The 12,679-nt window shown below is 71.7% G+C and carries 12 protein-coding genes; 7 read left to right on the top strand and 5 right to left on the bottom strand.

The genetic code is table 11. The features are described from left to right. Nucleotides 1–105: 105 nt before the first annotated feature. Complete coding sequence (locus tag J2S22_RS30010; RefSeq protein WP_272780113.1) at nt 106–1,398, bottom strand: hemolysin family protein; 1,293 nt, start codon at nt 1,396–1,398, stop codon at nt 106–108. A gap of 156 nt (nt 1,399–1,554) precedes the next feature. On the opposite strand from J2S22_RS30010, the gene J2S22_RS30005 reads away from it, so the two are divergent. Next, the gene (locus tag J2S22_RS30005) at nt 1,555–2,736 is read left to right on the top strand and encodes a pyridoxal phosphate-dependent aminotransferase (protein ID WP_272780114.1); all 1,182 of its coding nucleotides are present in this window, start codon (nt 1,555–1,557) and stop codon (nt 2,734–2,736) included. A 94-nt stretch (nt 2,737–2,830) separates the two neighbouring features. Here J2S22_RS30005 and J2S22_RS30000 read toward each other — a convergent pair whose 3' ends face one another. Together J2S22_RS30000 and J2S22_RS29995 are read right to left on the bottom strand one after the other, a co-directional pair. Further along, nucleotides 2,831–3,787 (bottom strand): sugar kinase, encoded by a 957-nt coding sequence (locus tag J2S22_RS30000; RefSeq protein WP_272780115.1) that lies wholly within the window; start codon nt 3,785–3,787, stop codon nt 2,831–2,833. Nucleotides 3,788–3,796: 9 nt separating this feature from the next. After that, nucleotides 3,797–5,032 (bottom strand): acyl-CoA dehydrogenase family protein, encoded by a 1,236-nt coding sequence (locus J2S22_RS29995; protein ID WP_272780116.1) that lies wholly within the window; start codon nt 5,030–5,032, stop codon nt 3,797–3,799. Nucleotides 5,033–5,304: 272 nt separating this feature from the next. On the opposite strand from J2S22_RS29995, the gene J2S22_RS29990 reads away from it, so the two are divergent. From J2S22_RS29990 to J2S22_RS29980, 3 genes are all read left to right on the top strand, one after another. Then, entirely contained in the window at nt 5,305–6,291 is a 987-nt protein-coding gene (locus J2S22_RS29990; protein ID WP_272780117.1) for a L,D-transpeptidase family protein, read from the top strand. Nucleotides 6,292–6,509: 218 nt separating this feature from the next. After that, nucleotides 6,510–7,604 carry a CobW family GTP-binding protein gene (locus J2S22_RS29985; protein WP_272780118.1) on the top strand — a complete coding sequence of 365 codons (1,095 nt, stop codon included), beginning with the start codon at nt 6,510–6,512 and terminating at the stop codon, nt 7,602–7,604. 136 nt (nt 7,605–7,740) lie between these two features. Then, nucleotides 7,741–8,757, top strand: coding sequence for a WD40 repeat domain-containing protein (locus tag J2S22_RS29980; RefSeq protein ID WP_272780119.1), 1,017 nt, complete (start codon nt 7,741–7,743; stop codon nt 8,755–8,757). Between the two features lie 31 nt (nt 8,758–8,788). Here J2S22_RS29980 and J2S22_RS29975 read toward each other — a convergent pair whose 3' ends face one another. Then, nucleotides 8,789–9,586 carry a transporter substrate-binding domain-containing protein gene (locus J2S22_RS29975; protein WP_272780120.1) on the bottom strand — a complete coding sequence of 266 codons (798 nt, stop codon included), beginning with the start codon at nt 9,584–9,586 and terminating at the stop codon, nt 8,789–8,791. 195 nt (nt 9,587–9,781) lie between these two features. On the opposite strand from J2S22_RS29975, the gene denD reads away from it, so the two are divergent. Together denD and sfsA are read left to right on the top strand one after the other, a co-directional pair. Continuing rightward, the gene (denD, locus tag J2S22_RS29970; RefSeq protein WP_272780121.1) at nt 9,782–10,765 is read left to right on the top strand and encodes a D-erythronate dehydrogenase; all 984 of its coding nucleotides are present in this window, start codon (nt 9,782–9,784) and stop codon (nt 10,763–10,765) included. A 31-nt stretch (nt 10,766–10,796) separates the two neighbouring features. Continuing rightward, a complete protein-coding gene (gene sfsA / locus J2S22_RS29965; protein ID WP_272780122.1) occupies nt 10,797–11,582 on the top strand; it encodes a DNA/RNA nuclease SfsA in 786 nt (261 codons plus the stop codon). On the opposite strand, the gene J2S22_RS29960 is transcribed toward sfsA, so the two are convergent. Then, nucleotides 11,554–11,769, bottom strand: a complete 216-nt coding sequence (locus tag J2S22_RS29960) for a hypothetical protein (protein WP_272780123.1) — start codon at nt 11,767–11,769, stop codon at nt 11,554–11,556. The two genes, sfsA and J2S22_RS29960, sit on opposite strands and share 29 nt — an antisense overlap. 256 nt (nt 11,770–12,025) lie before the next feature. Here J2S22_RS29960 and J2S22_RS29955 point away from each other — a divergent pair, with 256 nt between their 5' ends. Continuing rightward, nucleotides 12,026–12,667 carry a TetR/AcrR family transcriptional regulator gene (locus J2S22_RS29955; protein WP_272780124.1) on the top strand — a complete coding sequence of 214 codons (642 nt, stop codon included), beginning with the start codon at nt 12,026–12,028 and terminating at the stop codon, nt 12,665–12,667. Nucleotides 12,668–12,679: the final 12 nt, after the last annotated feature.

Genomic DNA, 12,679 nt, shown 5'->3' with positions numbered 1-12,679 from the left:
GCTCGGCTGCGCCCGGCTGACGCCGGTCTTGAACGGGCGATTCGTCATAAGACGAATCTTACATCAGCTCGACCCGCCGATTCTTGCCCAGTCTCGAGCCGCGTCTCACCCCGCGGCGGGCGGCGAGAACAGGAGCTTGTCGACGCGGCGGCCGTCCATGTCGACGACCTCGACGCGCCAGTCGCCGATCGAGAAGGTGTCGCCTTCGGTCGGGATGCGGGCGAGGCGCTCGAGCGCGAGGCCGGCGGCGGTGTGGAACTCGCCCTCCGACTCCGGCAAGCCGAGCTTCTGGGCGAGCTCGTCGATCGGCACCCGGCCGTCCACCAGATAGCTGCCGTCGGGCCGCGGCGTGATGTCCTCGGCGAGCGGCTCGTGCTCCTCCGGCAGGTCGCCGGCGATCGCCGAGAGCACGTCGGTCAGCGTCACCACGCCGAGGAAGTCGCCGTACTCGTCGACCACGAAGGCGACGTGCAGCGGGACCTTGCGGAACATCTCCAGCATGCGCAGCACGCTGACGTTCTCGGGCACGTAGACGGGCTCGCGCAGATGCGTCTCGACCTGCAGGCCGCGGCCGGCGAGCAGATCCTCGACCAGATCCTTCTTCTGCATCACGCCGAGCGGGCGGCCGAGATCGCCGCCGCGCGCCACCACGATCCGCGAATACGGGCATTCGGCGATCTCGCGGGCGACCTGCTCGGGCGGATCGTCCAGATCGATCCAGTACACGTCGGGCCGCGGCGTCATCTCGGCGGCGATCGGGCGGTCGGCGAGCGCCAGCACGCCGTGGATCATCTCCTGCTCGACCTCCTCGATCACGCCGGCCTCTGTCCCCTCGGCGATGGCGAAGCGCACCTCCTCCTCGGTGACCGAGGCGGACGAGCGCTCCGGCACGCCGAGCAGGCGCAGCAGCCCCGCCGAGGAGCGCTCGAGGATCCACACGAAGGGGCGGAACACGCTCGCCAGGATCACCAGCGGCCCCGCCATCCGCGACGCGATGCTCTCGGGCGCCGAGAGCGCGATCTGCTTGGGCACCAGCTCGCCCAGAACCACCGACAGCGACGTGATGGCGACCACCACCAGCACGACGGCGAGCTGGTTCCCGTAGGGTGCGACATAGGGCAGCGCATCGAGCACCGGGCCGAGGCGCTGGCCCAGCGTGGCGCCGCCGAAGGCGCCCGACAGGATCCCGATCAGCGTGATGCCGACCTGCACGGCGGAGAGGAGCTTGCCGGGACTGTCGGCGAGCGTCAGCGCCTGCGCGGCGCCGGGGCGCCCCTCCTCCGCCATCTGCTGCAGCCGGATGCGCCGCGACGAGACGACGGCGAGCTCCGCCATGGCGAAGAATCCGTTGAGCCCGAACAAGACGAGCAGAACGGCGATTTCGAGAAATACGTCCATGTCCTTAAGTTAGAGCCCCGATGGCCGAAAGGGAACGGCCGGGGTTAGTAGGAGCGCGCGATTTGCCGTCCCGCCCATGAGTCCGCGCACCGCCTCACGACGTCAACGTATCCCATCGACGCCCAAGTTCCCATAACAAAGTCAAAGGAGACCAGGATGCTCGAGACCGTGGCGAGCTTCGACCGAATCGGCGAGGAGAACGCGTTCGCGGTGCTGGCCCGTGCCACCGAGCTGGCGGCGAAGGGCCGCGACATCGTCAATCTCGGCATCGGCCAGCCGGACTTCCGCACCCCGGGCCACATCGTCGAGGCGGCCGTCAAGGCGCTGCGCGACGGCGCCCACGGCTACACGCCGGCGGTCGGCATCCTGCCGTTGCGCGAGGCGGTCGCCGCCGACCTGAACACGCGCTACGGCGTGAGCGTGTCGCCGTCCGAGGTGATGATCATGCCGGGCGGCAAGCCCACCATGTTCATGTCGATCCTGATGTTCGGCGAGCCCGGCATCGACATCCTGTATCCCGATCCGGGCTTCCCGATCTACCGCTCGATGATCGAGTTCACCGGCGCGCGGCCGATCCCGGTGCCGATCCGCGAGGAGAACGGCTTCGGCTTCTCGGCCGAGGAGACGCTGAGCCTGATCACGCCGCGCACGCGCCTCCTGATTCTCAACTCGCCCGCCAACCCGACCGGCGGCGTGACGCCCAAGGCCGAGATCGACAAGCTGGTCGCCGGCCTGGCGAAGTGGCCGAAGGTCGCGGTGATGTCGGACGAGATCTACGACCACATGGTCTACGACGGCGAGCAGCACGTCTGCCTGCTGTCGTATCCGGAGATCCGCGACCGTCTGATCCTGCTCAACGGCTGGTCCAAGACCTACGCCATGACGGGCTGGCGGCTCGGCTATGCGATCTGGCCGGGAAAGCTCTACGACAACGCGCGCAAGCTCGCCGTCAACCTGCACTCCTGCGTCAACGCCGCGGCGCAGTATGCCGGGCTCGCGGCGCTCACCGGCCCGCAGGACGAGGCGGAGGCGATGGTCGCCGAGTTCGACCGCCGCCGCAAGGTGGTGGTGGAGGGCCTCAACCGGCTGCCCGGCGTGTCCTGCGCCACCCCGAAGGGCGCCTTCTACGCCTACCCGAACATCAAGGCGACCGGCTGGAAGGCGAAGCCGCTCGCCGCCGCGCTGCTCGACGACGCCGGCGTCGCGGTGATCGGCGGCCCCGACTTCGGCGTGCTGGGCGAGGGCTACATCCGCCTCTCCTACGCCAACTCGACCGAGAACATCGTCAAGGCGCTCGACCGCATGCGCGAGTTCCTGGCGACCCGCAAGGCGGCGTGAGCGCCGGCGGGCGACGCGATCGCTTCGCCTCCGACCCCTCTCCCCTCGCGGGAGAGGGGTCGCCGGGTTCGGGGCGACGGCAGTGGCCCCTCGCTCAGTGCACCGCGCCCTCGGTGCGGGGCATGATGGCGCCGCGGTGGCGGATCACCTGGGCGGCGAGTCGATGCGCGACGCCGGCGGCGTCGGGCGGCGACTGGCCGGAGAGGCGCGCCGCCAGATAGCCGGCGTTGAACCCGTCGCCCGCCGCCGTGGCGTCGACCGGCACCACCACCTCGGGCACCGGCACGTGGGCGTGCATCTGCTGCGCCTGCTGCTGCGAGGCGTGCTGCCCGGCCGAGGCGACGAGCGCGCCCTTGGCGCCGTTCTTCACCACCACCTCGCCGATGCCGAAGGCCTGCAGGCGGTCGATCGTCGCCTCCGGGCTCGGATCGCCCCACAGCAGCGCCTCGTCGTCGAAGGTCGGCAGCGCGATGTCGACCCGCTTGAGCGCCTCCATGTAGACGGCCCGGGTGCGGCCGAGGTCGCCGGTCCAGCCGCGCGGCCGGAAGTTGCCGTCGAACGCCACCCTGGCGCCGTTCTGACGGGCGAGCTCGACGATCGCCAGGAACCGGCCGATGCCCTCGTTCGAGTAGAGCGACAGGGTGATGCCGGAGAAGTAGATCAGCCGCGCGCCGAGCAGGCCCTCGGCGACGCGGCCCCAGTCGGGCAGCTCGAACAGGCTGCCGGCCGGCGCCGTGTCGCGCCAGTAGTGGAACACGGGCGCCGCGTTCGCCCCGGTGTCGGCGAGATAGAGCGCCGGCAGGCGGCCGGGGACCCGCAGGATCAGGTCGCCGTCGACGCCCTCGGCGGTGGCGAGCGACACGATCTGATCCGAATAGACGTCGTCGCCGAGCGCGGTGGCGTGCGCCACCGGCACGCCGGCGCGCGCCAGGTAGATGGCCGTCGAGAAGACGTCGCCGCCGCACGACAGGGCGAATCGCCCGTCCGCACCGCGCGCCAGCTCGATCATGACCTCGCCGACCGTGACGACGCGGGTGCGGTTCTGGCTCATCGTGAATACTCAGCCTTCCGGGCCGGCGTAGCGGCCGGCCGTGTGGGGAAACAGCGCCTTGACGATCTTCAGCTTGGAGATGTCGACGGTGGCGTCCATGTGCAAGAAGATCGAGGCGTCACGAAACAGCTTTTCGACGCCGAAGTCGAGCATCACGCCGTTGCCGCCGTGCAGCTCGAGGGCGTGCTGGGCGACCTTGAACACCTCCTCCGAGGCGTGCACCTTGGCCATGTTGCACAGCGCGTCGGCGTCCGGGTCCTTCTCGTCGACGGCGCGGGCGGCGCGGTCGAGCAGGGCCCGCACCGCCTCGAGCCGCGTCGCCATGTCGGCGAGGCGCAGCGCCACGGCCTGATGCTTGATCAGGATGCGGCCGCCCTGCACGTAGTTCTGCACATAGTCCGCCGTGACCTCGAAGGCCCGCATGCCGACGCCGAGATTCTTCGCCGCCTGGATGATCTTGCCGGGCCGGAAATAGATGCCGGCGCGGCCGAGCGCATCGTTCTCGACGAGGAGATGATCGTCGGGCACGACCATGTCCTCGAACACCAGCTCGCCGTTGTTCATGAAGCGGCAGCCCATCGTCTCGTTGCAGCGCGCGACGGTGAGGCCGGGCGTGTCGCGCGGCACCAGGAAGCTCGACGTTCCCTGCAGCATGCCGACCGCCGGATTGGTGTTGGCGTAGACGACGTAGAGCCCGGCGTCGTAACCGTTCGAGATGAACTGCTTGCGGCCGTTGATCACCCAGCCGCGGCTGGTGCGCACCGCGCGGGTCTGCATGGCCGCCTCCGGGACGTTGTAGGGCAGCCAGCGGTCGGAGGCACCGCGCGGCTCGGTGAGGCAGTGGGCGAGCAGGAACTGCGGATCCTCCATCAGCCGGCCGAACCACCTCTTCTGCAGGTGCTCCGGCGCGACGTTGCGGAGAAGCACCGCGACCTTCCAGTTCTGCACCAGTTTGTCGGCGAGGCCTGAATCGCCGCGCGCGATCTCCTCTGCGATCAGCGCGAAGGTGCCGACCTCGGTCGCCGGATCGAGCTCGATGCCGCCGAACGCCTCCGGCACGCCGAGCGTGCGGATGCCGACCGCCTCGGCCCCTTCCAGGATCGCCGGGGGCAGCCGCGCGTCGGGCCGCATGTCCCATTCGCGCTGCCACTCGCGCCGGACGAACGGGATCACGACGTCGTCGACGAAGGCGCGGCAGGAGGCGCGCATCAGGCGCTGCTCTTCCGAAAGAGTCGTATGGGGCATGTTTCCTCGACGGGGTTCACGGCTTGTTATGACAGGCAGCATAGAGACGCCCGGGCGGCACCGGAAGCGGCACGCGGGCGCAGCTTCGCCGGCCCGGGACGGCGCGCCCGCCGGCCCACCCGGGCGGGACGCGAACCGGCACGGATGTTGCGTCTCGCGGAACGCTCCGGCACCACGCCGCCGGCCGTGAACCAATCCGGGTTCGCGGCGTTGTCTCGCGACTGCGTCCGCCCGGCCCTGCGCGCCGGCCGGGCGTCCACCGGGAGTGCCCCTTGCCGCGCCGCCTGCCCTCCGCCGCCGTGCCCGCCGCCCTTCTGTGCCTCGCCCTGCTGGCCGCCGCCCCGGCCCCGGCCGGCCCGCTGACGCCCGAGGCGATCGAGGGTGCGACGTTCTCCGACGCGGCCCCGGAGGGCTTCTCGATCGCGGTCCTGAAGGCCCAGATCCTGCTCGACCGCGCCGGCTTCTCGCCGGGTGCCATCGACGGCGTGCCGGGCCGCAACTTTCGCGGGGCGCTCGCCCTGTTCCAGCGCGGCGCCGAGCTCGACGACAGCGGCACGCTCGACGCCGACACCTTCGCGGCGCTCGCCGCCAGCAGCGACGAGCCGGTGCTGGCGACCTACGAAATCACCCGGGCCGACACGGCGGGGCCGTTCGCGCCCGAGATCCCCGAGCAGCTCGAGGACATGGCGCGGCTGAAGCGCCTCGCCTACACGGGGCCGCGCGAGCTCCTGGCCGAGCGGTTCCACATCGACCCGCGCCTCCTGGTGCTGCTCAACCCGGGCGTGTCGTTCGACGTGCCGGGCGCCCGCATCGTGGTTCCCCGGGTGGTCCGCCAGACCTCCGCCAAGGTCGTCCGCATCGCGGTGGAAAAGCCGAACCGCCGGCTGCTCGCCTTCGACCCGGACGGAAAGCTCGTCGCCGCGTTCCCGGCGTCGATCGGCAGCGACGACAAGCCGACGCCCTCCGGCACCTACATGGTGCGGCGGATCGCCCGCGGGCCGGTGTGGCGCTACAACCCGCGCTTCGCCTTCAAGGAGGTGCGGACCAATCGGCCTTTCAACGTGGCGGCCGGCCCCAACAGCCCGCTCGGGCTGGTGTGGATCGGCCTCACCGCGCCGAGCTACGGCATCCACGGCACGCCGGTGCCCGAGGAGGTCGGGACCTCCGACTCGCACGGCTGCGTGCGGCTGACCAACTGGGACGCGATGGCGCTCGCCGCCATGGTGCAGAAGGGCACCACGGTCGAGTTCGTGGAGTGACCTGTCGGTCCGGGGCGGCCCGAGGGGCCGAGCCCGGACCCCATACGCCCTGCCTGTCGTGAACCATCGGCACCGGGACTATGGATTCCGGGCTCGCGGACCTGCGGTCCGCGCCCCGGAATGACGGATCGGGGCTCCCCGCGCCGCCCCGCGTCATCCCCCCCGGGGTTTCCCCTCCGCGGTCCGGTCCCCTATATAGGGACCGAACGGAGCTCCCCATGACCGACAAAATCCCCGTAACGGTCCTCACCGGCTATCTCGGTGCGGGCAAGACCACTCTCCTCAATCGCATCCTGTCGGAGCCGCACGGCTTCCGGTTCGCCGTCATCGTCAACGAGTTCGGCGAGATCGGCATCGACAACGACCTCGTCGTCTCGGCCGACGAGGAGGTGTTCGAGATGAACAACGGCTGCCTGTGCTGCACGGTGCGGGGCGATCTGATCCGCATCATCGAGGGGCTGATGAGGCGGCGCGGCAAGTTCGACGCCATCGTGGTGGAGACCACCGGCCTCGCCGACCCGGCCCCGGTGGCGCAGACCTTCTTCGTCGACGCCGACGTCGGCAAGTCGGCCAAGCTCGACGCCGTGGTCACGGTCGCGGACGCCAAGTGGCTGCGCGACAGGCTCAAGGACGCGCCCGAGGCGAAGAACCAGATCGCCTTCGCCGACGTGATCCTGGTCAACAAGACCGACCTCGTCTCGGCCGACGAGCTCGCGGACGTCGAGGCGCATGTGCGCGCCATCAATCCCTATGCCAAGCTCCACCGCACCGAGCGCTGCGGCATCCCGATCGCCGAGGTGCTGGGCCGCAACGCCTTCGACCTCGACCGCATCCTCGACATCGAGCCGGCCTTCCTGGAGACGGACGCGCACGATCATGATCACGACCACGGGCACGATCATGGTCACCACGATCACGGCGATCACGATCACGGCGATCACCACCACGACGAACACGATCATCGTCACGAGCATGGCCACGGCGGTCACGGCCACGGCCTGAAGCACTTCCACGACGAGCACATCCAGTCGGTGTCGATCAAGGCGACGCGGCCGCTCGACCCCGACAGGTTCTTCCCCTGGATCCAGGGACTGGTCGCCGAGGAAGGCCAGAAGATCCTGCGCTGCAAGGGGATCCTGGCGTTCAAGGACGATCCCGACCGGTTCGTCTTCCAGGGCGTGCACATGATCCTCGACGGCGACCACCAGCGCGCCTGGCGCGACGACGAGCCGCGCGAGAGCCGCCTCGTCTTCATCGGCCGCGACCTGCCGGAAAAGCTGATCCGCGACGGCTTCGAGACCTGCTACGCATGAGCGCCCGCCGCTCCCTCGCCCCGCGTCGATCCGCTCGTCCCCGCGAAGGCGGGGACCCAGGGGCGGCACGGCACGGCGTCTGGATGCCCGCCTGCGCGGGCATGAGCGGAATGTGGGGCGCCGCCCGGAGTTTCACATGAGCGACACCTCGGCCCCGTCCAACTCGCTCGTCGAGCGCACCCGCACCTTCGACGCCGGCGCGCCCGTGGTGGCGATCGGCTTCCTCGGTCCGAAGGGGCGCGAGGTCGCCGCCTTCGCGCTCGGCGAGGAGACGGTGCTGCTCGTCGGCGACGACGGCACCGAGCGCCACGTCGCGGTCCACAAGGGCGGGCTTCTCGGCGCGGCGAGCGACGGCACCCGCCTGATCACCGGCGGCGACGACGGCCGCGTGATGGCGACCGCCCCGGACGGCACCACCACCGAGATCGCCGCCGATCCGAAGCGGCGCTGGATCGACAATGTCGCGGCGGGGCGCGACGGCGTCGTCGCCTGGTCGGCCGGCAAGGAGACCGTCGTGCGCACCGCCAAGGGCGAGCTCCGGTCGACCGAGTCCGGCTCGACGCCCGGCGGCCTCGCCTTCGCGCCGAAGGGCCTGCGGCTGGCGATCGCCCACTACGGTGGCGTCTCGCTCTGGTTCCCGAACGCCAAGGAGCCACCCCAGGCGCTCGAATGGAAGGGCTCGCACACCGGCGTGACCTTCAGCCCCGACGGCCGCTTCGTCGTCACCACCATGCAGGAGCCGTCGCTGCACGGCTGGCGCGTCGCCGACGGCAAGCACATGCGGATGTCCGGCTACGCCACCAAGGTGAAGTCGACCTCGTGGACGGCCGACGGACGCGAGCTCGCCACCGCCGGCGCCGACGCGCTGGTGCTGTGGCCGTTCCACGGCAAGGACGGTCCGATGGGCCTGCAGCCGCGCCTGCTCGCCCCGGCCAAGGACCTGATCGTCACGGTCGCCTGCCACCCGCGCGAGCCGGTCGCGGCGGTCGGCTACGAGAGCGGCATGGTGCTGCTGGTGCGGTTGGAGGACTCGGCCGAGATCGTCGTGCGCAGGCCCGGCGGCGGCGCCGTCGCGGCGCTCGCCTGGAGCGCCGCCGGCACCCGGCTCGCATTCGGGGCCGAGGACGGCACGGCCGGCCTGCTGGCGCTCTGACGGTCGGCCGGGCCGACCCGGCCGGCCGCCGTCACGGCACCCGGCCGGGCGGCGCCACCATCACGTCGGCGAGGCCGAGCCGGTCGAAGGCGCGGCGCACCAGCCCGCAGGCCTTCGCGTCCTCGACGAAGCCGGCCACGCAGGCGAGCGCCCGCGGGCGCCCCTTCGGCACCGCGACCGCCGTGCAGGTGGTGAGGAAGACTTCGGCGAGGATCTGCGAGCCCTCGATCTGCGGCGCCAGGCCGGCCAGCGCCTCGCGGCCCATGGCGATGGCGTCGGCATTGCCGCCGTGCATCATCGCGACCACGTCCTCGGGCGTCTCCACCGCGAGATGGGTGGCGCGCGGCGCCGCGCGCTGCGAGGCGCGCAGCGACGCCGAATCGCGCACCCCGGTGATGCGGACGCCTGCGGCGTCGGCATCGGCGACGCGGTGGATGTGCGAGCCCGCCGGCACCAGGTAGGTGCTCTGCAGGATGTGGTAGGCGGCGCCGAAGTCGACCAGCCGGCGGCGCTCGTCGTCGGCCGGCAGGAAGCTGACGTCCCACAGGCCGCTCGCCGCCGCCGCCTGGATCTCCCCGGAGCTGCGGAAGGCCACGAGGTCGAGCGGCAGCCCCGTCGCGGCGGCGAGCGCCTCGGCCAGCGTGACGGTCACGCCGCGCAGCGGCCCGCCCGGATAGTCGCGAATGGCGTAGACGGCCGAGGCGGTCGGCCCCACCGCGACCGCGACCCGCAGGCGCCCGGTCGGCGCCAGCTCGCCGGGCACGCCCGCAGCGGCCGGTTCGGCGGAGGCGGTCTCGATCGACATCGGCATCGTAATCGGCGACGGCACGCGGGCCTCCATCTCGGTCCGCACCTCCCGGGCGAATCATCTCAGAACCCGCGACGCTTCGCCATGACCCGGGAGGAGTTACCCACGCACCGATGCGTGCATGGCGTCGCACCGCTCCCGTTTCGGCCGCACCCTGCTAGGATCACGTCCTGCTAGGATCGCGTCGGGTACTCCGCCCGCACCAGGGACCTCCGCATGCATGTGCTCGTGACAGGGGCGGCCGGGATGATCGGCCGCAAGCTCGCCGACCGGCTCGCCCGCGACGGGGCTCTCGGCGGCACCGCCATCACGATGCTGACCCTCACCGACATCGTCGAGCCGCCGGTGCCGTCGGGGTTCTCCGGCTCGGTGCGGCGGGTGACGACCGACCTCGCCGCGCCCGGCGTGGCGGCGAGCCTGGTCTCCACCCGGCCCGAGCTGATCTTCCACGTCGCCGGCGTGGTCTCGGCCGAGGCCGAGATGGATCTCGAAAAGGGCTACCGGGCCAATCTCGACGGCACCCGCGCCCTCCTCGACGCGATCCGCTGCGTCGGCGAGGCCTATCGGCCGAAGGTCGTGTTCACGTCGTCCTGCGCGGTGTTCGGGGCCCCCTTCCCGGAGACGATCGACGACGACTTCCATCTCACCCCGCTGACCTCCTACGGCACCCAGAAGGCGATGTGCGAGCTGATGCTGGCCGACTATAGCCGGCGCGGCTTCCTCGACGGCGTCGGCCTACGCCTGCCGGCCGTCTGCGTGCGGCCCGGCCCGCCCAACAAGGCCGCCTCGGGCTTCTTCTCGGCGATCATCCGCGAGCCGCTGGCCGGCCGTGAGACCACCCTGCCGGTCTCCGAGGCGGTGCTGCACACCCATGCGAGCCCGCGCGCCACGGTGGGCTTCCTGATCCACGCCGCCGGCCTGTCGCGCGAGGCGCTGGGACCGCGCATCAACATCACCATGCCGGGCGTGTGCTGCACGGTCGGCGAGCAGATCGAGGCCCTGCGCCGCGTCGCCGGCGACGCCGCGGTGGCGCGGATCCGGCGCGCGCCCGACCCGCTGGTCGAGACGATCGTCGCCGGCTGGCCGCACCGCTTCGACGCGGCGCGCGCCCGCGCGCTGGGCTTCGTCGCCGAGTCCTCGTTCGACGAGATCGTCCGCATCCATGTCGAGGACGACCTCGGCGGGCGGATTCCGGACTGACGCGCGGGCTGGCGCGCGCTACATCGTCGCCATGCGCTTTCCCGCCCCGCTGATCCCCGCGACCCTGGTGCGTCGCTACAAGCGCTTTCTCGCCGACGTCGCCCTGCCGGACGGCGCCGTGGTGACGGCGCATGTCGCCAATCCGGGCAGCATGCTGGGACTCGCCGCACCGGGCGCCCGGGTGTGGCTGTCGCGCTCGGACAATCCGGCCCGCAAGCTCGCGCATTCGTGGGAGCTGGTGGAGGTCGACGTCGGCGCCGGGCCGGAGCTCGTCGGGGTCAACACGGCGCATCCGAACGGGCTCGTCGCGGCGGCGATCGCGGCCGGGGAGATCCCGGCGCTCGCCGGCTATGCCGGGCTGCGCCGCGAGGTGCGATACGGCGCCGCCTCGCGCTGCGACCTGCTGCTGGAGGACCCGCGGAGGCCGCCCTGCTGGGTCGAGATCAAGAGCGTCACGCTGATGCGGCGGCCGGGCCTCGCCGAGTTCCCGGACGCCGTGACGGCCCGCGGCGCCCGCCATCTCGACGAGCTCGCCGCCCGGGTGGTGGCCGGCGAGCGGGCCGTGATGCTGTTCCTGATCCAGATCGGCTCGGCGGAGACGTTCGACATCGCCCGCGACATCGACCCGGCCTACGGCCTCGGCTTCGACCGGGCCCGGGCGGCGGGCGTCGAGTCGATCGCTCACCGCTGCCGCGTCTCGGTCGACGGCATCGCGGTGGCTGCGGCGGTGCCGGTCGCCCCGCCGCAGCCGGCGGCGGCCCCGGCGGCGGCCGCCGCGGCCAAGACGGTCAGCCGACGCGCCGGGCGAGCGGGATGACCAGATGAATCATCGCCAGCACCATCGGGGGAACCACCACGGCGGTGAGGGCCGGGAAGGACCAGCCGGCAGTCAGCGGCGCCACCAGGGCCAGGATGGCGTTGATGACCAGATAGGCCCCCGCCATGGCCGCGACGACGAAGCGGAGATGGGCGAGGCGAACCGGGACGGACGGAAGGGACGGCATGGGTCGGGCTCCGAGGATCGTTACGAAACGAACCGTATCGTTTCTTGGCGCTTGATCTATACGGACCGTATCGTTACGTCAAGGGGCGCCGGCGGGCTTTTCTGCGGGATGCGCCTGCGGCCCGCCTGCCGGCCTGCAGACGTGCCTGCAGCCGCCTCCCCGTTTCGAGGCGGACCTGCGGCTCGCCTCCCCATTCCGAGGCGGGCTGCGGCCCGCCTCCTGGCCGACGTCACCCTGGTGAGTCAGTGAGCCGACGATGAACGAGCCCGATACCCCTGCTCCGACGGAGACGGCCCCGCGCCGCGCCTCGATCGGCGCCCGCCGCAACCCGGCCGCCGAGACCGCGATCCTCGCGGCGGCGCGCGGGCTCCTGGCCGAAAAGGGCTATGCCGGCTTCTCGATCGACGAGGTGGCGCGGCGGGCGGGCGCCGGCAAGCCGACCATCTACCGCTGGTGGCCGTCCAAGGCGGACCTGTTCATCGCCGTCTACGCGGCCGACAAGGCGGCCGCGATCGCGGTGCCGGACACCGGCAGCCTCGCCGCCGATCTCGCCGGCTACACGGCCGCGCTGTGGCGGTTCTGGCGCGAGACGCCGTCCGGCGCGGCGTTCCGGGCCCTGCTCGCCGAGGCGCAGGCGAGCGAGCAGGCGATGACGGCCCTGCGCGAAAAGTTCCTGCCGCTGCGTCTGGCCGACCTCGGATGCGTGTTCACCCGGGCCGCCGGGCGCGGCGAGATCGCGGCGGCCGACGCCGAGAGCCTCCTGCAGCTCTATATCGGCTTCCACTGGGTGCACCTCCTCACCGAGCGGATCGACGAGGATGCGGCGCTGATCGATCGGATGGCGCGGCTGATCGTGCGGGCCGGGCGGCCCGACACGGCGGCCCCGCCGTCGCGATGATTGATTCGAGGC

This window comes from Rhodoplanes tepidamans, assembly GCF_030813915.1.
Taxonomy (GTDB): Bacteria; Pseudomonadota; Alphaproteobacteria; order Rhizobiales; family Xanthobacteraceae; genus Rhodoplanes; species Rhodoplanes tepidamans.
Note: the sequence above shows the minus strand (reverse complement) of the source record. Positions and strands in the feature narration are given on the sequence as shown.